Origin of the sequence: Stenotrophomonas sp. DR822 (genome assembly GCF_019793815.1) — a bacterium.
GTDB classification, from domain to species: Bacteria; Pseudomonadota; Gammaproteobacteria; order Xanthomonadales; family Xanthomonadaceae; genus Stenotrophomonas; species Stenotrophomonas indicatrix.
Genome location: NZ_CP081826.1, coordinates 3,690,079 through 3,713,193 on the forward strand (window position 1 = coordinate 3,690,079; position 23,115 = coordinate 3,713,193).

Annotated in this window: 19 protein-coding genes and 1 tRNA gene; 14 read left to right on the top strand and 6 right to left on the bottom strand. The window is 64.6% G+C overall.

Translation table 11 applies throughout. From position 1 onward, the window contains the following. Nucleotides 1-199 precede the first annotated feature (199 nt). Both K5K93_RS16815 and K5K93_RS16820 read left to right on the top strand, forming a co-directional pair. Nucleotides 200-2,032, top strand: coding sequence for an autotransporter domain-containing protein (locus K5K93_RS16815; RefSeq protein WP_222388471.1), 1,833 nt, complete (start codon nucleotides 200-202; stop codon nucleotides 2,030-2,032). Nucleotides 2,033-2,138: 106 nt separating this feature from the next. Next, nucleotides 2,139-2,212, top strand: a tRNA-Gly gene (locus tag K5K93_RS16820). 347 nt (nucleotides 2,213-2,559) lie between these two features. Here K5K93_RS16820 and K5K93_RS16825 read toward each other — a convergent pair. After that, the gene (locus K5K93_RS16825; protein WP_222388472.1) at nucleotides 2,560-4,134 is read right to left on the bottom strand and encodes an N-acetylmuramoyl-L-alanine amidase; all 1,575 of its coding nucleotides are present in this window, start codon (nucleotides 4,132-4,134) and stop codon (nucleotides 2,560-2,562) included. Nucleotides 4,135-4,530: 396 nt separating this feature from the next. On the opposite strand from K5K93_RS16825, the gene K5K93_RS16830 reads away from it, so the two are divergent. The 7 genes from K5K93_RS16830 (at nucleotide 4,531) to K5K93_RS16860 (ending at nucleotide 9,941) form a co-directional block, all read left to right on the top strand. Further along, nucleotides 4,531-4,761, top strand: coding sequence for a hypothetical protein (locus tag K5K93_RS16830; RefSeq protein WP_222388473.1), 231 nt, complete (start codon nucleotides 4,531-4,533; stop codon nucleotides 4,759-4,761). A 96-nt stretch (nucleotides 4,762-4,857) separates the two neighbouring features. Further along, on the top strand, nucleotides 4,858-5,736 hold the full coding sequence (gene rimK, locus K5K93_RS16835; RefSeq protein ID WP_093818761.1) for a 30S ribosomal protein S6--L-glutamate ligase: 879 nt from the start codon (nucleotides 4,858-4,860) through the stop codon (nucleotides 5,734-5,736). A gap of 255 nt (nucleotides 5,737-5,991) precedes the next feature. After that, complete coding sequence (locus K5K93_RS16840) at nucleotides 5,992-6,468, top strand: hypothetical protein (protein WP_025874284.1); 477 nt, start codon at nucleotides 5,992-5,994, stop codon at nucleotides 6,466-6,468. 89 nt (nucleotides 6,469-6,557) lie between these two features. Beyond that, on the top strand, nucleotides 6,558-7,031 hold the full coding sequence (locus K5K93_RS16845) for a hypothetical protein (RefSeq protein WP_140225599.1): 474 nt from the start codon (nucleotides 6,558-6,560) through the stop codon (nucleotides 7,029-7,031). 8 nt (nucleotides 7,032-7,039) lie between these two features. Continuing rightward, nucleotides 7,040-7,717 carry a response regulator transcription factor gene (locus tag K5K93_RS16850; RefSeq protein ID WP_025874286.1) on the top strand — a complete coding sequence of 226 codons (678 nt, stop codon included), beginning with the start codon at nucleotides 7,040-7,042 and terminating at the stop codon, nucleotides 7,715-7,717. Continuing rightward, complete coding sequence (locus K5K93_RS16855) at nucleotides 7,680-9,050, top strand: HAMP domain-containing sensor histidine kinase (RefSeq protein ID WP_222388474.1); 1,371 nt, start codon at nucleotides 7,680-7,682, stop codon at nucleotides 9,048-9,050. The genes K5K93_RS16850 and K5K93_RS16855 overlap by 38 nt, the downstream gene beginning before the upstream one ends. Nucleotides 9,051-9,554: 504 nt before the next feature. Next, a complete protein-coding gene (locus K5K93_RS16860; RefSeq protein WP_093818758.1) occupies nucleotides 9,555-9,941 on the top strand; it encodes a hypothetical protein in 387 nt (128 codons plus the stop codon). A 51-nt stretch (nucleotides 9,942-9,992) separates the two neighbouring features. On the opposite strand, the gene coaE is transcribed toward K5K93_RS16860, so the two are convergent. From coaE to K5K93_RS16875, 3 genes are read right to left on the bottom strand one after another with little or no spacing between them, the layout of a single operon-like run. Further along, nucleotides 9,993-10,604, bottom strand: a complete 612-nt coding sequence (gene coaE, locus K5K93_RS16865) for a dephospho-CoA kinase (protein WP_222388475.1) — start codon at nucleotides 10,602-10,604, stop codon at nucleotides 9,993-9,995. An 11-nt stretch (nucleotides 10,605-10,615) separates the two neighbouring features. Then, nucleotides 10,616-11,479: an A24 family peptidase gene (locus K5K93_RS16870; protein ID WP_049463888.1), complete on the bottom strand. Its 864-nt coding sequence runs from the start codon at nucleotides 11,477-11,479 to the stop codon at nucleotides 10,616-10,618. A 7-nt stretch (nucleotides 11,480-11,486) separates the two neighbouring features. Continuing rightward, nucleotides 11,487-12,746, bottom strand: coding sequence for a type II secretion system F family protein (locus K5K93_RS16875; RefSeq protein ID WP_222388476.1), 1,260 nt, complete (start codon nucleotides 12,744-12,746; stop codon nucleotides 11,487-11,489). A gap of 348 nt (nucleotides 12,747-13,094) precedes the next feature. On the opposite strand from K5K93_RS16875, the gene K5K93_RS20340 reads away from it, so the two are divergent. Further along, nucleotides 13,095-13,481, top strand: a complete 387-nt coding sequence (locus K5K93_RS20340; RefSeq protein WP_314818554.1) for a prepilin-type N-terminal cleavage/methylation domain-containing protein — start codon at nucleotides 13,095-13,097, stop codon at nucleotides 13,479-13,481. A 148-nt stretch (nucleotides 13,482-13,629) separates the two neighbouring features. Beyond that, nucleotides 13,630-15,360 (top strand): type IV-A pilus assembly ATPase PilB, encoded by a 1,731-nt coding sequence (pilB, locus tag K5K93_RS16885; RefSeq protein WP_222388477.1) that lies wholly within the window; start codon nucleotides 13,630-13,632, stop codon nucleotides 15,358-15,360. A 311-nt stretch (nucleotides 15,361-15,671) separates the two neighbouring features. Here pilB and K5K93_RS16890 read toward each other — a convergent pair whose 3' ends face one another. Then, entirely contained in the window at nucleotides 15,672-17,045 is a 1,374-nt protein-coding gene (locus K5K93_RS16890) for a sigma-54 dependent transcriptional regulator (protein WP_093818753.1), read from the bottom strand. Between the two features lie 54 nt (nucleotides 17,046-17,099). Further along, the gene (locus tag K5K93_RS16895; protein WP_222388478.1) at nucleotides 17,100-18,713 is read right to left on the bottom strand and encodes an ATP-binding protein; all 1,614 of its coding nucleotides are present in this window, start codon (nucleotides 18,711-18,713) and stop codon (nucleotides 17,100-17,102) included. 375 nt (nucleotides 18,714-19,088) lie between these two features. On the opposite strand from K5K93_RS16895, the gene sucC reads away from it, so the two are divergent. The 3 genes from sucC (at nucleotide 19,089) to K5K93_RS16910 (ending at nucleotide 23,006) form a co-directional block, all read left to right on the top strand. Then, nucleotides 19,089-20,258 carry an ADP-forming succinate--CoA ligase subunit beta gene (gene sucC / locus K5K93_RS16900; RefSeq protein ID WP_093818751.1) on the top strand — a complete coding sequence of 390 codons (1,170 nt, stop codon included), beginning with the start codon at nucleotides 19,089-19,091 and terminating at the stop codon, nucleotides 20,256-20,258. A 21-nt stretch (nucleotides 20,259-20,279) separates the two neighbouring features. Continuing rightward, complete coding sequence (gene sucD, locus K5K93_RS16905; RefSeq protein ID WP_017356169.1) at nucleotides 20,280-21,155, top strand: succinate--CoA ligase subunit alpha; 876 nt, start codon at nucleotides 20,280-20,282, stop codon at nucleotides 21,153-21,155. 216 nt (nucleotides 21,156-21,371) lie between these two features. Continuing rightward, nucleotides 21,372-23,006: an NAD+ synthase gene (locus K5K93_RS16910; RefSeq protein ID WP_093818794.1), complete on the top strand. Its 1,635-nt coding sequence runs from the start codon at nucleotides 21,372-21,374 to the stop codon at nucleotides 23,004-23,006. Nucleotides 23,007-23,115 lie beyond the last annotated feature (109 nt).

Below are 23,115 nucleotides of genomic sequence, written 5' to 3' on the forward strand. Positions count from 1 at the left end.
TGTCGCTGATCCCCGGTTCGCATCGGAACCGTTGCAAGTTGCGCGCTACGCCCGCACCGGCAAAGCCCTTCAAGCCTGGCTCGGGCGACAATCCATGCGGCGGCGCAGCGTGAGCAATTGGCGGCGCAGTGAAACCATTCACCGTGCGCCGGCGTACGTGCGTCGGATCCTCAAACGATATCCCCACAGGAGTTTTTACATGCTGCTCAGCAAACGCCCGATCCGCTCCCTCATGGCGGCCGCGATCGCGCTGGCCGCGCTGCCGGCCATGGCAGGCGAATCCCCCTTCACCCGTACCGTGTTCTTCGGTGACAGCCTCACCGACAGCGGCTACTACCGTCCCTTGCTGCCGGCGGAGGCGCGTCCGGTCGCCGGCCAGTTCACCACCAACCCCGGTTGGGAGTGGGCGCAGTTCGTCGCCGATTACTACGGCACCAATGCGTCCCCCAACGGCAACGGCCAGACCGGTGACAACTACGCTGTCGGCGGTGCCCGCGTGGGTACCGACCTGACCCAGCCGGCCTTCGGCAACGTGCCGGTGCCGTCGCTGAAGACGCAGATGGCCAGGTATCTTGCTGCCAACGGTGGCAAGGCCGACCCGAATGCGCTGTACACCGTGTGGGGGGGCGCCAACGACCTGTTCTCGATCACCGCTCCGGCCCAGGCCCCGGCCGTGATTGGCGCAGCGGTGACCGACCAGATCGGCATCGTGGCCAGCCTCAAGCAGGCCGGCGCGCAGTATGTGCTGGTGCCGAACCTGCCCGACGTCGGTATCACCCCCGGGTTCATCGACCGCGGTGCGGCGGGTCAAGCGCAGGGTACGGCCCTGTCCACCGCGTACAACACTGCGCTGTACGGTGGCCTGAAGCAGGCCGGCATCGACTTCATCCCGCTTGATACCTACACCCTGCTGCATGAAATCATTGCCAATCCGGGCATGTATGGTTTCAGCAACGTCACCGGCCGCGCTTGCCTGGTGGCTTCGTCACTGACCTGCAGCCCGCTGGCCTACGCGCGCCCGGACGCGGCCAGCAGCTACCTGTTCGCCGATGACGTGCACCCGACCTCGGCCGCACACCAGATGCTGGGCCAGTACGCCCTCTCGATCCTGGAAGGCCCGCGCCTGCAGCAGGTGCTGAGCCACTCGGCACAGACCATCGGCCGTTCGCGCGCCGACCAGGTCAGCCTGCACCAGGCCGGCCGCCCGGCCGACGGCATGTCCTGGTGGGGCGGCGTGCGCGGTGACATGCAGCGCTACGACCACGCCGATCTGTACGACGGCCTGGCCCCGGCCGGCCTGTTCGGTGTCGACTGGGCACGTGACGGCATGGTCTTCGGCGGCTTCGCCGGCTTTGGCCGCCTGAATGCCGACTTCGGCAACAGCCGTGGCGATTTCACCCAGAAGGACACCACGGCTGGTCTGTTCGCCGGCTGGTACGGCGAGCGCATCTGGGTCAATGGCCAGGTCAGCTACACCTGGCTGTCCTATGACGTGAACCGCAAGGTCCAGCTCGGCCCGGCCACCCGCGAACACGGTGGCTCGCCGGACGGCAGCAACCTGACCGCCGCCCTGAACGCCGGTTACGAGTTCGGCACCGAAGGCGGCTTCCGCCACGGCCCGATCGCCTCGGTGATCTGGCAGCAGGTCAAGCTCGACGGTTACACCGAAAGCGCCGATGCCGGCACCCTGGCCACCGCGCTGGGTTACGGCAAGCAGGATGTCGATTCCACCGTCGGCCGTATCGGTTGGCAGGCCCGCTTCGACGGCGGCACCGTCAAGCCGTACGTGCAGGTGACCTACGACCACGAGTTCGAAGACACCAAGCAGGCCAGCGCCTGGGTGCAGAGCCTGCCGGACGTCGGCATGTACCGCGTGCCGGGCATGGACTTCGACAAGAACTATGCAACCGCCATCCTGGGCGCGCGCATGGAGCTGTTCGGCCTGCAGAGCAACATCGGCCTGAGCGCCACCACCCTGCAGAAGCGTGCGCAGGACGCGACGCTGTTTGCCAGCTTCAGCGGCAGCTTCTGAGGCACACGACGGCAGGCCTGCGGGCCTGCCGTCACCGTCACGGGCAGGCTGCAAGGGCTTGCCCGTTGCGTTTGAACACGTGCCCCGCATAGACTTGTCGGGCAACGCGGGCGTAGCTCAATGGTAGAGCTGTAGCTTCCCAAGCTACTGACGAGGGTTCGATTCCCTTCGCCCGCTCCATGTCTTCCAGCGTTTTGCGCCAGATCGAGGCGCTCCGCAATAACCGAAGCGCTTCGCAATTCACTGCGCCGAAGTGGTTTTGGACTCTCTTTTCTTTCGCGCGTGGATCCCGGTCGTGGTGACTGATGGATGCTCGGCTGGGCCTGCGCCTCGTGAATGTCCGCCGCCTCGCGGGTCTTATCGAATCCTCAGCGCGATGCGCGCCCGTCAAGGGAAGACTCGCTTCATTCGCGATCGGCTGCGAGTTGTGAGTCTTCGCTGCTCGTTCGGCAGGTTCGTGCTTCCAGCAACGAGGCGCGTCTTCGGTCAGGTGCAGCAAATCAATGTGGGGAAATGAGTGGCCCGCGTCAAGTACAGGTGATCTTGCTTCGCACCAAGGGACTTCTGACGCCGTCAGAGTCTTCAAGATAACGATCAACTTCAATTACAGCGCCTGCAACCGGGCGCACAGTCGTGCAGTTGGCAACTGAATTCAGTGTGTCTGGCGTACTGCTGGGAGATATGTACTGCGTGGAGTTCTGGCTGCAGTGGTAATCCGGAGGGCAGGTCACAACTTTGCTGCGAAGGTACAGCGGATAGGTCGGTGATCCCATGAACTGGAAGGTATAAGGAATATCGGTGAGATGTGGCCCGGTGACCGGAGGCAGATTCGTGATAGTTAGTGGTCGACAATCGGTCTCCCCATTCCTGAACGTTCGATAGCCCTTCTCCACGCCCTTCATAGCTGCCGCACGGAACTCTGAGTCCTGAAGTGCTTTGGCGTCTTCGGCGTTGGAGTGGAAGGCTACTTCAATCAGTGCTGTAGGCATCTCCGCATCGCGGACTTCTGCCTTGTTATTGCCATTGACGAGGTTCGGCCTGATGACGAAGTCCGCGTAGTTCTCCAGCGCATTTATCTGCTCTTTCATGTAGCAGAGAATGTTGTTGGAGAGCTGTACAGATGATGGATCATCCAATTTTGTCATCACCAGCACTCCACGTGCGGTTGCAGTGGCCGCGTTGGTGTGCAGAGAGATGAACGTCTCTGCATTGATGTGATTGGCGTATCTGGCGCGGGCTGCGATGTCGTCGTCCTGCTCACGAAGATCGCGACGGTTGGGCTGGCCGTCGGGGAAGCGGTTCCAGATTGTGGGACCCTCGTCGGGCAGCAGTGACTTGATGTGGTAGCGAGCAGCCAAGTCTTTCCAGGAGAGATTGCTTTCCTCCTCGATGAACGGATTTCCGATGGCCCGTGTATGCCGGACTTCGGTGACGAAATCTCTGCTGCGGGAGGTGAGCCATGTGTTGAGCATCGAAGCAAAGCGCGGTGTGATGTCGTCCTCATGCACGTCGGTGGTGCCTGCATAGGGTTCAGGTCGCTCGTACTCCCAAGTATTACTCCCATAGTGGAAGTACTTGCCGTGGCCTGGATTGATGACAACCAGACCCGGCACGGGGGCTGACGCAGCGCGAGTGCTGCGCTGGTCCTTGTGTTTCAGCAGACGCTCCGGGGGAAGGATTTCATTGATCGTTTTACCCCCGATTCGTGCAATAACGTACTTGAATCCGACAGTTCCGGAGAGGTACTCGTAAAGCTCCGCCTCGATCTCGCCGATCTTTTCGCCGAAACTCTCACTCAGCTCCTTCGCCCCTTTAGGCAAATAGCCTGAATCCAGATCAATCCAGACTATGCCTGTAGACGGCTCAGGAGTGATCCGGACAAGTACACGCCCTTCTTGGCCCGGTAGCCGCGTCTGCTGATCCACAAAACGCTGCAGTTCAGGCTCCAGTTGTCGGAAAATCGACATGCTTTCCGCCACAGAGGGAAGTCGCTGTTGCTGCTGAGGCTGTGTCTGTCGTGTGCTTGCATTGGCGGCGAGTGCTACAGAAAGTGCCAGCCCTGCGACGATACAAGCCAATCTCCCACGTTGCGTAACAGGCATCATGCATCTCCTTTGCTGATGGATCCCCTGCGTCCGAGGTTATCAACAATGATCGCGTCGTTTGAAGTCAGGTAACTCCCCGTCTATTGCAGGTAATTCCAGTCGGCGAAGGTGAACGGTGGCCTTGTCAGGCGTGCAAGATGCTGGGTAGGGGAATGGCCAAGTGCTGTCGCGGCATTGCCCTACGGCGTCGAGCTGGCCGGGGCGCCCTCGTGACCTCGCACAATCAAAAGTCGCTTGGGCGAGCGATTCAGGTGGGCCCGCTTCGTTCGCATCGGCTAGATCCTGTCGGGCCCGGTTCAGGCCGAGCGCGGGGCGTTCGTTTCCAACAATCCGCATTTCCCGTGCAGGCAGTGCGCGGTAGCGTCCAGACTTCTTTCAAGTGGAAACATGCGCATGGAAAGCAGGGGCGACGTTGTCATACGGCTGCACAGGATCTTCCTTTCGGCCGGCATCGGATCGGCCAAACAGGTCGAAGCGGTTCGAGCACTCGGGCGTGCCGGTGGCCCGGAGGCGGCGCGGTTGATCGGGCAGATCTATCAGGACGCCTTCAGCGGGTCGACCGTCCAGATGGCGTGCATCGCCGCTCTGGGCGAGGCCGCACGCGGCTATCCAGCGGCGGAATGAAGGGGAGGCCCGGCGCACGGTGGTGCCGCCAGGCAGCATCATCCAGACGCAACGCCACCACGCTATGCTTCGCGCCTGCCGACCGATCCCACTGCGATGAAGCTCGCCATCCTGTCCCGCAACACCCGGCTGTACTCCACCCGTCGGCTGGTCGAGGCCGCGCGCGCGCGCGGCCATACCGTGCGCATCCTGGATCCGCTGCGCTGCTACATGCGCATCGCCGCAGACGGCTTTTCCATGCACTACAAGGGCCGGCCGATGACCGGCGTGGATGCGGTCATCCCGCGCATCGGTGCTTCGGTCACCCGCTATGGCACCGCCGTGCTGCGCCAGTTCGAACTGATGGGCGCACGCACGCCCAATCCGTCCGACGCGATCCTGCGCTCGCGCGACAAGCTGCGGGCGCACCAGCTGCTGGCGGCCAAGGGCATCGACATGCCGGTCACCGTCTTTGGTGACAACCCGGATGACACCGTCGACCTGTTGTCCATGCTCGGCCCGCCGCCGCATGTGGTGAAGCTCAATGAAGGCACCCAGGGCCGTGGCGTGATCCTCACCGAGAAGGCCAGCGCCTCGCGCGGCATCGTTGAAGCCCTGCGTGGCCTGTATGCCAACTTCCTGATGCAGGAGTTCATCGGCGAGGCCAAGGGCGCCGACCTGCGTTGCTTCGTGGTCGGCGACCAGGTGGTGGCGTCGATGCAGCGCCAGGCACCGGAGGGGGATTTCCGCTCGAACCTGCATGCCGGCGGCACGGCGGTGGCGTCCAAGGCCAGCCGGGCCGAGCAGCAGGTGGCGGTGCGTTCGGCCAAGGCGTTGGGGCTGGGCGTCTGCGGGGTGGACCTGATCCGCTCCGAGCGCGGCCCGCTGGTGCTGGAGGTGAACTCCACCCCGGGCCTGGAAGGGATCGAGGCCGCCTGCGGGGTGGATGTGGCCGCACGCATCATCGAACATGTCGAGAAGATCAAAAAAACCTGATATTTCAGTGGCTTGAAATTAAATTCAGGCGAGGTTGGCGGGTTTAACACTGCTTTAATCGCCCCGGGCGTAGCCTTCAACGAACCGCAGCTCTGCCTCTCAGCAGGATCGGTATCGGGATACAACTTCAGGCCCAGGCGGGTGCACCGCCTGGGTCTTTTTTATGCCCGGTGTCCCCCTGCCAAGGGGCCCTTGTGGGCACGTGGGGACACTCGTAGAGTTGGGCCTTCGTTCCGAAGGATCGGGAGGTTGGCGATGTACCGCACCACGATGATCGTGCTGTTGCTGTGCCTGCCTGGCGTTGCACTGGCCAAGCCGGAAAAGGCGGCTGTGCAGATGGACCGCCAGACCCCGGTGGCCGAGCAGGTCCGCCAGGTCGAAAAAGCCCTGCAGCAGGGCGACTACAACGAAATCTCCGCCGAGGACCGCAGTCAGGTCCAGCAGGCACTGGCGCGGATCACCCAGCGGATGGGCGACCGGCAGACCGTCCAGGAGTTGCCACCGCAGGTGCAGAACGACGTCTTCAACGATCAGGAGCGGGTCAACAGCATCCTGACGCGCGCCCACGACGACAGCCGCCAGATCTGCTCGTACCAGCGCACCACGGGCAGCAACATGCCCAAGAGCCGTTGCATGACCGTGGCCGAACGGCGCCGCATCGAAGAGAAGGGCAAGGCCCTGCTCAACGACCAGCGCACCTACAGCAACTTGAACCCCGACTCCAAGCTTTAAGTCGGCCTGCACCCTGCCGCCCAGCACTTGCTGGCAGAGCGGGCATCCGCATACAGTCGGCGTTCACCTCAGACAGGGATTCGTTTGTCATGAAGCATCCAGTGATATCAGCGGTTCTGGTTTCGGCATTGGCCCTGGTCGCTGCCTCGGCAGGGGCCAAGAGTGCCGAAGAGGTATTCCTGCCGGGCAAGCCGCTGCTGCAGCAGGTAGAGCGCATCGAGATCGAACTCAACGATGGCGAAACCTATTCCGAGCTGCGTCAGGAAGAGCGCGGCAAGGTCCGCGAGACGCTGGTTCGCATCCGCGCCGCCGCCGAGCAGTACCCGACCAAGGACGCGATGCCTGAATCGGTACGAACCGAGGTCTTCAACGATCAGCAGGTCGTGAACACCGTTTTGACACGGGCGCGTGAGGATAGTCGTCTAATATGCCGACGTGAGAAGGCCATCGGTTCCAACATGTCGTCCACGCAGTGCTTGACCGTTGCCGAGCGTGCTCGGCAGAAGGACAAGGCGCAGCGCGACATGGGCCAGGCCCAGCGCGTCGGTAAATTCGTCAATTAGAGGTGACAGTGAGAATCCTGGTAATCGAAGACAACAGCGACATTGCGGCCAATCTGGGCGACTACCTGGAGGACCGGGGCCACACCGTGGACTTCGCTGCCGACGGAGTGACCGGGTTGCATCTGGCTGTCGTGCACGAGTTCGACGCGATTGTCCTGGACCTCAACCTGCCCGGCATGGACGGCATCGAAGTCTGCCGCAAGCTTCGCAATGAAGCGCGCAAGCAGACTCCGGTGCTGATGCTGACCGCGCGCGATTCGCTGGACAACAAGCTGGCCGGCTTCGATTCCGGTGCTGACGACTACCTGATCAAGCCGTTCGCGCTGCAGGAAGTGGAAGTGCGTCTGAACGCCCTGTCGCGTCGCGGCAAGGGCGTGCAGACCCGCGTGCTGGAAACCGGTGACCTGGAATACAACCTGGACACGCTGGAAGTGCGCCGCCAGGGCAAGCTGCTGCAGCTCAACCCGACCGCATTGAAGATCCTGCAGGCGCTGATGGAAGCGGCCCCGGCCGTGGTCACGCGGCAGGAGCTGGAAACCCGTGTCTGGGGCGAAGAACTGCCGGACTCCGATTCGCTGCGCGTGCACATCCACGGCCTGCGCGCTGTGGTGGACAAGCCCTTTGAAGTGCCGATGATCCAGACCCGCCATGGCATCGGATACCGCATCGCTACGCCGGAAGCCTGATTCTGTGGCAGGCAAGGGGGAGCGCCGGCGCACGCCTTATCGGCGGCGCCTGCGCAGCCGCATCATTGTCTCGTTCGTGTTGTTGGGCTTCTGCCTGACGACACTGTTCGCGTTCGCCACCAACTGGGCCCGCATGCGGGTGGAAAACCAGCTGGTGGAAGACGTGATGAACCGCAACATCAGCGAGTACGTGCGGCGTTATTACGAAAGCCCGGACCGCAACCCCGACCTGCCGGTGCAGCAGATGCGCGCGCGCCTGATCAAGCCGGACAAGTTCGAAGCCCTGCGCGAGGAGGAGCCGGACTGGTACGAGTTCAAGGACGGCCTGTACAACATGGGCGGTGTGGACGAGCGCGGCGAGCGCTATTCCTACAAGCTGGCCGTGCGCAAGACGCCCGATGCCTGGGCGTTCCTGGCCTACGACATGACCGACAGCGTCCGCGGTGGGCAGCAGCTAAACCGCGCGCTGTTCCTGTCGGTGCTGGTGTTCAGCCTGCTGTCGCTGGTACTGGGCTGGTGGTCGGCCTCCAAGGTGATGAAGCCGGTCTCGGATCTGGCCGCGCGCCTGCGTGCGTACCGTGGCGGTACCAGTGAGCCCGAGCCGTTGGCGCCGCGCTTCCCGGATGACGAAGTGGGCCAGTTGGCACAGGCGCTGGATGACTATTCCTCGCGGCTGACCGAAGTGGTGCAGCGCGACCGTGAGTTCAATGCCGATGTCAGCCACGAGCTGCGCACGCCGTTGGCGGTGATCCGTGGCGCCACCGAACTGCTGCTGACCCGCCCGGGCCTGGACGAGAAGGTGCTGCAGCGCCTGCAGCGCATCCAGCGTGCCGAGCAGCAGTGCAGCGATCTGATCGGCGCGCTGTTGCTGCTGTCGCGCAATGAACGCGGGCAGGGTAGCAGCAATGTGGCCCGGGTGGCCGAACAGCTGCTGGACGCGCACCGCGCCCAGTTGGGTGGCAAGCCGCTGGAGCTGCACCTGGATGGCGAACGCGATCTGGTCATCGATGCCCCCGAAGCGGCGCTGTCGGTGGCGCTGGGCAACCTGATCGGCAATGCGGTGAAGTATTCGCAGGATGGCGAGGTGCGCGTGCATGTGGGTGCCAATGCCGTGTCGGTGACCGACAGCGGGCCGGGCCTGAGCGAGGAAGATGCCGCCAAGCTGTTCCAGCGCGGCTACCGCGGAACCCACGCCGGCCACTCGCAGGGCGGCGGCATTGGCCTGTCGATCGTCAGCCGCCTGTGCGATCTGTACGGCTGGCAGGTGAGCGTGCGCCCGGGCGGCGCCCGTGGCGTGATCGCTACGCTGACGTTCTCGCCGAAGCCGCTGTAACCCATTCTGGCTGCTGCTTTGGTGGGTGCCGACCTGGGTCGGCACGAATCCTCCGTCGCCAAAATCTCCCGCTCGGCGCGAAATGTCGCATGCAACGCCAATGCAGCTTCCGCGAAGGTGCGGCGTATCTGGTCCAGTACGACACCTGCGTGATGCATTCCGCGCCCCGTGCGTGTCACGCCGCACGGTTCCGCAGACGGTTGGCCCGCATGGCGTTTTCGCCTCATGACCGCAGTGCATGCAGCTGGCGAGATGGCACAGTCGGGGTCATCGCCCCGCCCGGGATTGGCGTCCTGAAATCGACCCAACAATCAACAAACCTCTGATGCGCCGAAGGCCGTCATGGAAAATGCATCGCGATGCCCTTGCTTCGGCGGGCGGTGCGTGGGGACTTTGAAGAGTCCGCCGGAGTGTTTTGTTGATTGTTGTGATCCGGTACGCCAACCCGCACCGCCCGCCACCCCGCATTCGCGGGTGGCCTTGCCGTCTGCGAGGAGCATTGCCATGTCTGCACGCACCACCTATCCGAACCTGCGCCGCCTGGTTGGCGAATCCGCCGATCAGTTGCCGGCCGACATCGCCGAACGCATCGAAGATGTACTGGCCGAACCCAGCGACCTGCTGCCCGCGCTGATGGCGCGCATGGATGGGCGCGATAACGCCGATGGTCAGACCCGGCAGGGCACCGGCCTCACGCCCTCGCAGGCGGTAACCCTGGCCAGCCTCAGCCGTACCCTGGCCGGTCTCAATGCGCTGATCCAGATGCTGCACGCCGCCGAAGCGGCACGCGTGCAGGGCAGCACAGGCCAGCAATTGCCGCCGGATGTAGTGGAAGGTCTGTTGCTGGCCGCCCGCGAACTGGCCCGCTACGCCCGCCAGCAGCTGGAGTAGATCCACGCCTGCGTGGATGCCCGTTCGCGCGGTACCGATGGACCTGCAGGGTTATCCGGCCGCCAACGCCAGATACCGCGCATGCAACCGCTCGACCTGCGCCTGCAGGTCATCCGGATGGCCATCATTGACGACCACATCATCAGCCAACGCCAGGCGCTGCGCGCGTGTGGCCTGGGCGGCGATCATCTGGTCCGCCAGCGCGGCGTCGATGCCGTCGCGCTGCATCAGCCGGGCGTGCTGCACGGCTTCCGGGGCATCCACCAGCAGCACCCGGTCCAGCCACGGATAGGCCTGGCGGCCGCCGACCTCGGTCAGCAGCGGGATCGCCGCCAGCGCATAGGGGCTGGTGGCCTGTTCGCACTGCTGCTGCATCAGACGGCGGATGGCCGGGTGGGTGATCGCTTCCAGCGCCGTCCGCTCGGCCGGGTCGGCAAAGATGTGGGCACGCAGGCGCGCCCGGTCCAGGGCGCCGTCGGCGAGCAGCATGTCTGCACCGAAGCGCTCGGCAATCAGGGCGAGGGCAGGGCTGCCCACCGCCACCACCGCACGTGCGGCCAGGTCGGCGTCGGCCACAACAACTCCCAGCGCCTCGAAGCGCCGGGTTACCTCACTCTTGCCCGAGGCGATGCCGCCGGTCAGGCCCACCACATACTGGCTCATGGGGACTCCCCTCAGCGCAGCCCGCTCATCACCAGATACTGGTTCAGCAGGGGCTCGCCCCACATGAAGAACAGCCAGCCGGCCAGCGCCAGGTAGGGCCCGAACGGGATCGGCGTCGCCCGGTCACGGCCACGGCTGTACAGCCAGATCGAGCCGATGAGGGCGCCCAGCACCGACGACATCAGGATGATCGGCAGAATGCCCTTCATCCCGCACCAGGCGCCCAGCGCGGCCAGCAGCTTGAAGTCGCCGTGGCCCATGCCTTCCTTGCCGGTCAGCTGCTTGAACAGCCACCACACCGACCACAGCGACAGGTAGCCCAGCAGGGCGCCGAGCAGGGCCGGTTTGGCGGGCATGTACAGGTTGTCGATGCTGCCGATCAATCCCAGCCACATCAGCGGCAGGGTCAACTGATCCGGCAGCAGCTGGGTGCGCAGGTCGATGCCGGACAGGGCGATCAGGAAGCAGGTCAGCACGATGGCACCGAAGCCCTGCCAGCCGAAGCCGAACTGCCACACACAGGCCAGCACCATCACCGCGGTCAGGGCCTCCACCAGCGGGTACTGGATGGAGATGGGCGCCTTGCAGTGGCGGCACTTGCCGCCCTGGATGATCCAGCTGAACAGCGGGATGTTCTCGTACCAGGCCAGCTTGTGCTTGCAGTGCGGGCAGTGAGAAGGCTCGACCACGATGCCCGGCGGCGGCGGCTCGTAGAAGTCCGGCTCCTCCAGCACCTCGCGCGCATCGCGCTTCCACTGCCATTCCAGCCGCTTGGGCAGGCGCAGGATGACGACGTTCAGGAAGCTGCCCAGAAGCAGTCCCAGGCCGGCCGCGGCGGGATAGCCGAGGCCGGGATGCTGGTCAAGAAAAGCCATGTATGTGTTATCCGACGACGGAGGCGAGCTTGAAGATCGGCAGGTACATGCCGACGACCATGCCGCCCACGACCACACCGATGAACACCATGATCATCGGTTCGAGCAGGCTGCTCAAGGCGTCAACGGCATTGTTGACCTCCTGCTCATAATACTCGGCCACCTTGAACAGCATGGTATCCAGTGCGCCGGCCTCTTCGCCGATGGAGGTCATCTGTACCACCATATGTGGGAACAGGTTGGTCTGCTTCATCGCCATGTTGACCGGATAACCGACCGACACGTCGTCGCGCATGCGCAGCACGGCCTCTTCATAGACCTTGTTGCCGGTGGCGCCGGCGACGATGCCCAGTGCCTCCACCAGCGGCACGCCCGCCTTGAAGGTCACCGCGGTGGTGCGCGAGAAGCGGGCGATGGCGCTGTTGTGCATGATCTGGCCGATCACCGGGACCTTCAGGATGTAGCGATCCATCGCGTGCTGCATGGCCGGCGAGCGCTTGTAGGCCATGACCAGGCCGACAATGCTGCCGATCACGATGATGGCGATCAGCCACCACCAGGACACCATGAAGCGCGAAGCGTTGACGATGATCTGGGTGAAAGCAGGCAGGTCAGCGCCGAAGCTCTTGAACACATCCTCGAACTGCGGCACCACGAAGATCAGCAGGATGGCGCTGACCAGCAGCGCCACCGCGATGACCATCGCCGGGTAGAACAGCGCCTTCTTGATCTTGCCCTTCAGGCCTTCGATGTTTTCCTTGTAGGTGGCCACCGTGTCCAGCACCGTTTCCAGCACACCTGCGCCTTCGCCGGCCCGCACCAGGTTGCGGTACAGCTCGTCGAACTGCACCGGGTACTTGCTGACCGATTCGTACAGCGACGAGCCGCCCTCGATATCGGTGCGGACCCCATCGACCATCTTCTTCATGCGCGGGTTCTTGTGCCCGCTGCCGATGATCTCCAACGCCGACACGATCGGCACGCCGGACTTCATCATCGTGGCCATCTGCCGGCTGAAGAAGGCGATGTCCTTGGTGCCGATTGCCTTGCCGGCGGCACCAAACAATGGTTTCGGCTTGGGCTTGACCTGGTCGGGGTTGATCCCCTGCCGGCGCAGCTCGGCGCGCAGCAGGTTGGCGTTCTTTGCCAGCTGTTCACCCTTCATCTTCACACCGCGCTTGTCGGTCCCCTGCCAGACAAACGGCTGCAACTCCATGGTGGCGCGGGCCACCGGTTCCTTCTTGATCGCACTGCGACTGACAGACATGTTGGCTCCCCGGCCCGCCATCCCCAGACGGGCATCTGCTGATGGTAGCGGGTTCACCGTCGTCTTGGCAGAGCCGGGAGGGGGGAGAGTGCGAATTCGTGCCGGCTGCCGGCCAAAGGTGACGCACTGCGTCACATTGCCGGGTCCATCGCAGAATGATGACTGGGGGGTTCACATCGCGGAAATTGCTGCCATCATGGGCGCGGGGAAATCCAGGGGGAGGCGTGCCGGGGTTGGCACGCAACCTGCGTTGATCCACCCGCAGGGTGCAGGACCCGCTCAGCCGGCCGAAAGCCGGACCGATCCTGTGCGCTGACTCAACCACCACTTATCTTGGGGATGTAAATCATGAAGAACCAGAAGGGCTTCACCCTGATCGAACTGATGATCGTCGTTGCGATCATCGCGATCCTGGCCGCCATCGCGCTGCCGCAGTACCGCAATTACACGGCTCGCGCGAAGATCACCCAGGCCATTGGTTCGGTCGCCGGTGAAAAGATCAAGGTCGCTGAGAATCACAGCTCCGAGCGTCCGCTGTGCAGTGACGTCGCCACCTCTGCGCAGTGCAACGCCGCCACTGGCGCTCTGGCTGGCGCGTCCAAGGATGGCACCGCCACTGTGAGCGTGGTTCCGACCATTCCGGCCAATGGCGTGGACGAAATCACTTGGGTCTGCACCGTGACGGCTTCCAGCGTCACCGCTTACGCTAACAAGCCCTGTGATGCCCTGAACTAAGATTGTATTTCTGCCTTGGCAGATAGATCTGGTTTGGAAGCAGAATGCCCGCGAAATGATCGCGGGCATTTTGTTTTGTGTCTTGTTCTTCTATGTCGCGTAGCACATGTATTGCTAGGCTACGTCTGTCTTTATAGAGCCCGCCGCCATGAATGCAGTCACCTCCGCCAATCTCGTCGGCATCACCGGTCTGGCCCGTCGCTTGGTCCAGGACGGCGCACTGGATGAAGCCGGTGCCCGCGATGCCATGGCCAAGGCCACCGCAGCCCGCCAGCCGCTGCCCACCTGGTTCGCGCAGAACAAGGTGGTCTCGCCGCCGCAGCTGGCCGCTGCCAATGCGGTCGAGTTCGGCATGCCGCTGTTCGACGTGTCGGTATTCGATGCCAGCCAGAACGCGATGAGTCTGGTCAGCGAGGAGCTGCTGCGCAAGCACAACGTGCTGCCGCTGTTCAAACGCGGCGGCAAGCTGTTTGTCGGCACCAGCAATCCGACCCATTCGCTGGACGAGATCAAGTTCCATACCAATCTGGTGGTCGAGCCGATCCTGGTCGACGAGGACCAGATCCGCCGCACGCTCGAGCAGTGGCACTCCAGCCATGACAACTTGGGCGACTCGCTCGGCGGCGACGACGAGGCGCTGGCCAATCTGGACGTGTCCGGTGGCGACGATGACATGGCCGGCGGCACCGATTCGGGCATCGACGCCAAGGGCGACGATACCCCGGTGGTGAAGTTCATCAACAAGGTGCTGATCGATGCGATCCGAAAGGGCGCCTCGGACATCCACTTCGAGCCCTACGAAGACGATTACCGCGTGCGCCTGCGCATCGATGGCCTGTTGAAGATGGTCGCGCGCGCGCCGAACAAGCTCAACCAACGCATTGCCGCGCGCCTTAAGGTGATGGCGCAGCTGGATATCGCTGAAAAGCGCGTGCCGCAGGATGGCCGCATCAAGCTCAATCTTTCCAAGACCAAGCAGATCGATTTCCGCGTCAGCACCCTGCCGACGCTGTTCGGCGAGAAGGTGGTGCTGCGTATCCTCGATGGCAGCGCGGCCAAGCTGGGCATCGACAAGCTGGGTTACGAGCCGGACCAGCAGAAGCTGTTCCTGGAGGCGATCCACAAGCCTTACGGCATGGTACTGGTGACCGGCCCGACCGGTTCAGGCAAGACGGTGTCGCTGTATACCGCACTGGGCATCCTCAACGACGAGACCCGCAACATCTCCACCGCCGAGGATCCGGTGGAAATCCGCCTGCCCGGCGTCAACCAGGTGCAGCAGAACAACAAGCGCGGCATGACCTTCGCCGCAGCGCTGCGCTCGTTCCTGCGCCAGGATCCGGACATCATCATGGTCGGCGAAATCCGCGACCTGGAGACGGCGGAAATTGCGATCAAGGCCGCACAGACCGGTCACATGGTGCTGTCCACGCTGCATACCAACGATGCGCCGCAGACCATCGCGCGCCTGATGAACATGGGCATCGCGCCGTACAACATCACCAGTTCGGTGACGTTGGTGATCGCCCAGCGCCTGGCGCGCCGGTTGTGCAACAACTGCAAGCGACCGGCCAATCTGCCGGAGCATGCGCTGCTGGCCGAGGGCTTCACCCAGGCGCAGCTGGATGCGGGTATCCAGTTGCACGAGGCGGTGGGCTGCGATGAATGCACCGAGGGTTACAAGGGCCGTACCGGCCTCTACCAGGTGATGCCGATGACCGACGAGATCGCGACCATCGTGCTGGCGGGCGGCAACGCGCTGCAGATTGCCGAGGCTGCGCAGGCGATCGGTGTGAATGACCTGCGGCAGTCGGCGTTGAAGAAGGCGGCCGCGGGCGTGACCAGCCTGGCCGAGATCAATCGCGTCACCAAGGATTGATGCCGTAGATCCACGCCATGCGTGGATGGCGTAGCCAGTAGATCCACGCCATGCGTGGATGGTGTAACCAGTAGATCCACGCCATGCGTGGATAGCGCGGTGCACGAGGTTGCCGGCCAGCGGCCGGCACTACCATTTCGACGCAGGACGCCCAGTAGATCCACGCCATGCGTGGATGGGCGGTGCACGGGGTTGCCGGCCAGCGGCCGGCACTACCATTTCGACGCAGGACGCCCAGTAGATCCACGCCATGCGTGGATGGGCGGTGCACGGGGTTGCCGGCCGGCGGCCGGCACTACCACGGGGCAGCCTTATTCCATCCCCAGCTTCTTCAGCTTGTAGCGCAGCGCACGGAAGGTGATGCCCAACTGCGCGGCAGTGCGGGTCTTGTTCCAGCGGTTTTCTTCCAGCGCGCGCTGGATCGCACTGCGTTCAAGCTGCTCGATATACGAGGGCAGGGCGGCACTTCCCGGGTGCAGATCAACCACCGCTTCAGCGTGCGCAGCGCTGCCCGGTGAGCGCGGCGCATGCTGCGGCAGGCGCAGGTCGTCGGCGCCGATACGGTCTTCCTCGGCCAGTGCCAGCGCGCGTTCCAGGATGTTCTCCAGCTCGCGCACGTTGCCGGGGAAGCCGTACTGGGCCAACGCGTCCAGCGCCGACGGCGCCAGCAGCGGGGTGGCGCGGCCGTGGCTGCGGGCCAGCCGCGCCAGGATCGATGCGGCCAACGCCGGCAGGTCCTGGCGGCGCTCGCGCAGCGGCGGCACGCGCAGTTCGATGACGTTGATGCGGTAGTAGAGGTCGTGGCGGAAGCGCCCGTCTTCGACCAGCTCGGCCAGATCCTTGTGGGTGGCCGAAAGGATGCGCACGTCCACGGGCTCTTCGCTTGGGGCCCCGACGGCACGCACCGATTTTTCCTGGATCGCACGCAGCAGCTTCACCTGCATCTGCAGCGGCAGCTCGGCCACTTCATCCAGGAACAGGGTGCCGCCGTGCGCAGCCTGGAACAGGCCCGGCTTGTCGGCATGGGCGCCGGTGAAGCTGCCCTTGCGATGGCCGAAGAACTCGCTCTCCATCAACTCGGTGGGAATGGCGCCACAGTTGACCGGCACGAACGGCCCGGCGGCGCGCGCGCCCTGCGCATGGATGGTGCGCGCGACCAGTTCCTTGCCCACCCCGGATTCGCCCAGGATGTAGACCGGCGCCTGGCTGCGCGCAACCTTGCCGATGGTGGCGCGCAGCTGGTCCATGGCCGGCGATTCGCCGAGCAGGCGTGCGGCCTGTTCCGCAGCAGGCCCGGCAATGGGGCGTTCGCTGTTGTTGAGTTCCAGCGCATGCTTGACCAGGCCGCGCAGCACGGTGATGTCCACCGGCTTGCTGACGAAATCGAAGGCGCCGGCTTTCAGTGCTTCCACGGCCAGGTCCATGCTGCCGAAGGCGGTGATCATCGCCACCGGCGTGCGCGGGTAGTGCTGGGCGATCTCGCTGACCAGTTCGATGCCATTGCCATCGGGCAGGCGCATGTCGGTGATGCACAGGTCATAGGGATTGCTGGCCAGCAGTTCGCGGGCTTCGGCGAGGTTGGCGGCGGTGCTGATGCGCAGGCCCATGCGGCCGAGGGTCAACACCAGCAGTTCGCGGATATCGCGTTCATCGTCGACGACGAGGGCGCTGCGGGTTTCGTTCATGGGTGGGAAAGATAGCCGAGGGTGTGGAAGGCGACAAATGTTTGACGCACGGAATCAGTGCGGAAGCAGGGTGTGCGGGCCGGGCAGTACCAGGCGGAAGCAGGAGCCGCCGGCGGGGACGGGGATGTAATCCAGCCGCGCCTGGTTGGCCCTGCACAGCTCGCGGGCGATATACAGGCCCAGGCCGGTGCCGTGCTCGGAGGTGGTGAAGAAGGGGCGGAACAGCTGCGCAGCGACGGTCTCCGGGATTCCGGGGCCACGGTCCATCACGTCGATCACCGCACTACGCTCGTGCTGCGCCACGCGCAGCCGCACGCGCGCGGGCTGCTCGCCGATGCGGCCGTACTTGAGGGCGTTGTGCACCAGCACGGTCAGCACCTGGTACAGGTGGCGCGGGTCGACCTGGGCCGGCACCGAGGTGTCGTTGATGATCGGTTCGATGCTGTCGGTTTCCAGCGTCTGGCCCTGCTTGTACTCCAGCACGAAGCGGCGCACGAAGGCGGCCAGGTCGACGTTTTCCGGGTTGGCGCGTTCGCGCCGGGCCAGGCCCAGCACGCTTTCGACGATGCCGTTGGTGCGCTGGCACTGCTGGTGGATGATCTGCAGCAGGCGACGGTCGCTTTCGTTGAAGCCGGTGCCTTCCTCCAGCAGCTGCACGGCGTAGTTGATGGCCGCCAGCGGGTTGCGGATCTCGTGCGCGAGGCTGGCCGAGAAGCGCCCCATCGCCGACAGGGTGAGCGATTCAGCGCGGCGCGAGACCACGCTGGAGTCGTCCAGGAACACCAGCACCAGGTCGCTGCCGGCCAGCAGGCGGGCGAAGCGTGGCTGCACTTCCGGCTGGTCGGGGTTGAGCTGCAGCGGCATTTCATCCTGTGCCCAGCCGTTGCGCCAGCGTTGCAGGCGCCGGGCAAGTTCGGGGGCGACACTGGCCAGGTCGAGGCGGCCCGAATCACTGTTGCCATCGGCGTCGCCCAACAGGATCGAGGCGGCTTCGTTGGCCAGGGTGATGCGGTTGTCGGCGTCCACCACCACCACGCCGGTGCGCATGCGGCGGATGATCAGTTCGTTGATCTGGAACAGGTTGGCCACTTCGTCGCCACGCTGGTTGGCCAACTGCTGGTTGCGGCGTGCACGGTTGCCGACCTGGTAGCTGATGAAGGCCAGCGCCAGGTAGCTGGTGGCGAACATCGCCAGTTCGGCGAGGGTGCGGGTAGGGTCGCCGCCTTCCAGCACTTTCCACAGGTACTCGGCAGCGGTGGCGACGCTGGCGGCCAGCGCCAGCACCAGGCCCCAGCTGAGCGGCAGCAGGGTGGCGGCGGCGGCGATGTTGAACAGCAGCGACATCGAGATGCCGGCGCTGGCGCCGGGCAGGGCGTGCGCCAGCAGGCTGGCGGCGACGATGTCCAGCAGCACGCCGCCGACCACGATCTGCCGCAGCCAGCGTTCGTTGCGGCCGATCACCAGCCATAACAGGGACAGCAGCAGATAGGCGGCGCCGACCGAATAGGCCAGGCGGGGGTGATGCGCTTGGCCGACCATGGCCGACAGCGGGCTGTACAGCAGGGCGGCGATGACCGAGGCGATCAGTACCCGGTACAGGGCGAAGAAATACAGCTCGCGCCGCGGTATCGATTCGATGCGGTCGATCAATGAAGCACTGGGTGACACGCCGGAACTCCCCTTCTGGCTGCCTGGAACTGGGTCATGACGGCGGTGGGCCGAACCTGCCGACGTCCCCCGATCGTCGGATCTGCTCGCTGCCCGGGTGCCGGCACCGTGGGTCGAATTTACCGGGCCAGTATAGGGCGCCTGTACCGGGCTGGGCTGCGCAGTCGGCCCGGGCGGGCGTTTGCGGTGTGATCCAGGCCGTGCCGCAACTGCCTGAATGACCATGGAAATCTGGCCGGTCCCGGCCTTTTGTCCATACTTCTTTGCGCCCCGGCGCCGGCTCGGCCACAATAGTGGGCCCGCCGCGGTCCATGCCGGCGCCCCGCCGGGGCCCTGAGGAATTGCGTGCGGTCGTTCCTATTCCCACGGTGACGCATGAATTTCCACGAATACCAGTCAAAACAACTGCTTGCCGAGTACGGCATCCCGGTCCCGGCCGGCAAGGTCGCTGCGACCCCGGACGAAGCTGTTGCCGCTGCCAACTCCCTGGGCCAGGGCCCCTGGATGGTCAAGGCGCAGATCCACGCTGGCGGCCGCGGCAAGGCTGGCGGCGTCAAGTTCTGCAAGACCACCGACGACGTGAAGGCCGCTGCGGCCAAGATGCTCGGCACCAAGATGGCCACCTACCAGACCGCTGGCGTTGAACTGCCGGTCAACCTGGTGCTGGTGACCACCGCTGGCGAGATCGTCAAGGAACTGTACCTGTCGGTGCTGGTTGACCGTGGCACCAAGACCATCACCTACATCGCTTCTTCGGAAGGCGGCGTGGAGATCGAGCAGGTCGCCGCTGAAACCCCGGAGCTGATCCACTCGCTGAACGTCGACTTCGTCGAAGGCGTGCAGGGTTACCACGGTCGTGATTTCGGCTTCAAGCTGGGCCTGACCGCCAAGCAGGCCGGCCAGTTCGCCAGCATCATGGTGAACCTGTACCGCCTGTTCAACGAAAAGGACCTGGCGCTGGTTGAAATCAACCCGCTGGCCATCCTGGACGACGGCAACCTGTACGCGCTGGACGGCAAGTTCGACAGCGACGACAACGCCGCGTTCCGCCAGAAGGCGCTGGTCGCCATGCGCGACAAGACCCAGGAAGATCCGACCGAAGTGATCGCTTCGGAGCTGGACATCAACTACGTCACCATGGACGGCAACATCGGCTGCATGGTCAACGGCGCAGGCCTGGCCATGGCCACCATGGACGTCATCAAGCTCAACGGCGGCGAGCCGGCGAACTTCCTGGACGTGGGCGGCGGCGCCAACAAGCAGCGCGTCATCGAAGCGTTCAAGCTGATCCTGTCCTCGGACAAGGTCGAAGGCATCTTCGTCAACATCTTCGGCGGCATCGTCCGCTGCGACATGATTGCCGAAGGCATCATCGCCGCCGTGAAGGAAGTGGGCGTCAAGGTTCCGGTCGTGGTGCGCCTGGAAGGCACCAACGTGGAAGAAGGCAAGCAGCTGCTGCGTGACAGCGGCATGGCCATCATCCCGGCCGACAACATCAACGACGGTGCCAAGAAGGTCGTCGAAGCTGTCAAGAACGCCGCCTGATCCGACACCGAAGGAAATCCAATGTCAGTTTTGATCAACAAGAACACCAAGGTGATCGTGCAGGGCTTCACCGGCCAGCAGGGCACCTTCCACGCCACTCAGATGATCGAGTACGGCACCCAGGTTGTTGGCGGCGTGACCCCGGGCAAGGGTGGCACCACCCATATCGACCTGCCGGTCTTCAACACCGTTGCCGACGCCGTGCAGAGCACCGGCGCCAACGCTTCGGTCATCTACGTGCCGCCGCCGTACGCGGCTGACGCGATCCTGGAAGCCGCTGCTGCCGGCATCAAGGTCATCGTCTGCATCACCGAAGGCATCCCGGTGCTGGACATGCTGCGCGTCAAGAACGTGCTGACCCGTTCGCATCCGGACACCGTGCTGATCGGGCCGAACTGCCCGGGCGTCATCACCCCGGGCGAGTGCAAGATCGGCATCATGCCGGGCCACATCCACAAGCCGGGCAAGATCGGCATCGTGTCGCGTTCGGGCACCCTGACCTATGAAGCGGTCAAGCAGACCACCGAAGTCGGCCTGGGCCAGTCCACCTGCATCGGCATCGGTGGTGACCCGATCAACGGCCTGAACTTCGTCGACTGCCTGAAGCTGTTCAACGAAGACCCGCAGACCGAAGGCATCATCATGGTCGGCGAAATCGGCGGCGACGCTGAAGAAGCCGGTGCCGAGTACATCAAGAACCACGTGAAGAAGCCGGTCGTCGGTTTCATCGCGGGTGCTTCGGCTCCGGCCGGCAAGCGCATGGGCCACGCCGGTGCGATCGCATCGGGCGGCAAGGGCACTGCCGAAGGCAAGTTTGCTGCCATGGAAGCTGCTGGCGTCGTCACCGTGCGTTCGCCGGGCGACCTGGGCGCTGCCATCGCCAAGCTGGTGAAATAAGATCGACTGCCTTCGGCAGACGATTCTGTAGAGCCGGGCCGACGCTCGGCTGCTTGAAACAGAAAGGCCGCCTCAGGGCGGCCTTTCTGCGTCTGGGCATCCGCCGGGCATGGCCCGGCGCTACCAGAATGGTCCACGCGGTAGCGCCGGGCCATGCCCGGCGAGCGCATGTCGCGGCGCTACAATGTGCGCATTGCAACCACAGGCTGGACCCTCATGGCTTCGATCCGCATCGCGATGGCGCAGTTCGACTTCCCGGTTGGCGATGTCGCCGGCAACACCGAGCGCATCATCGAGATGATCGGCCAGGCGCGCGATGAGTACGGCGCCGGGCTGGTGATGTTCCCCGAGCTGGCGGTCAGCGGCTATCCGCCGGAGGACCTGCTGCTGCGCCCGGGCTTCCTGTACGAGTGCGAGCAGGCGATGACCCGCATTGCTGCTGCGTGCCGTGGCATTACCGCCGTGGTCGGTTGGCCGCAGGCGGCCGGTGCGGTGGTCTACAACGCGGCCAGCGTGCTGCGCGATGGCCTGGTGGAGCAGACCTACCGCAAGCGCGAACTGCCCAATTACGCGGTGTTCGACGAGCGCCGCTACTTCGATGTCGACCCGGACGGTGGCAGCTGCGTGTTCGAGGTCGACGGCATCCCGGTCGGCCTGCTGATCTGCGAGGACCTGTGGTTCGCCGAGCCACTGGCCGATACGGTGCGTGCCGGCGCGCAGCTGGTGGTGGTGCCCAATGCCTCGCCGTACGAGCGCGGCAAGCATGCCCAGCGTGACGCTGTGCTGGCTGCTCGCACCCGCGAAAGCGGCGCGGCGATCGCCTACCTCAACGTGGTGGGCGGCCAGGACGCGCTGGTGTTCGATGGTGCATCGGTGGTGGCCGACGGCGATGGCACGGTGCACCCGGCCGCGGCGGCCTTCGTCGACCAGTGGCTGGTGGTGGACTACGACGGCGCCACCCGCCGCTTCCTGCCACAGGTATGGATGGACGACGGCGACGAGAGCATGGATGCGCTGGCCTGGCGTGCGGTCACCCGCGGCATCCAGGACTACTGCAGCAAGAACGGTTTCAAGAAGGTGTGGCTGGGTCTGTCCGGTGGCATCGACTCGGCGATCGTGCTGGCCATGGCGGTCGATGCGCTGGGTGCGGAGAACGTGACGGCGGTGCGCCTGCCGTCGCGCTATACCGCCGGCATGTCCAACGACCTGGCCGCCGAGCAGTGCCAGGCGCTGGGCGTGAAGCTGGAAGCCGTTTCCATCGAGCCGGCGTTCCAGGGCCTGATGCAGGCCCTGGCGCCGATGTTCGAGGGCACCACGCCGGACGTGACCGAGGAGAACCTGCAGTCGCGCAGCCGTGGCGTGATCCTGATGGCACTGGCCAACAAGTTTGGCGGCCTGCTGCTGACCACCGGCAACAAGAGCGAATACGCGGTCGGTTACGCCACGATCTATGGCGACATGTGCGGTGGCTACGCGCCGCTGAAGGACCTGTACAAGACCGAGGTGTTCGGCCTGTCCAAGTGGCGCAACACCGTCGGCGGTGCGCCGGTGATCCCGCCGGCGGTGATCAGTCGCCCGCCGTCGGCCGAACTGCGTGAAAACCAGACCGACCAGGATTCGCTGCCGGCCTACGACGTGCTGGACGGCATCCTGTACCGCTACATCGACCAGGAGCAGTCGCGCACGGAGATCGTCGCCGCAGGCTATGACGCGGCGGTGGTGGATCGTGTGCTGCGGCTGGTGCGGATCAGCGAGTGGAAGCGCCACCAGGCCGCGCCGGGCCCGAAGGTCTCGCGCCGCGCGTTCGGGCGTGAGCGCCGCTACCCGATCAGCAACGGCTACAAGAGCTGAGGGCCGGTCGCCGGGCATGGCCCGGCGCTACCGATGTTCGATGGATCCATCGATAGTGCCGGCCGCTGGCCCGCAACCGGGTGTACCGCCCATCGATGCACGGCGTGGA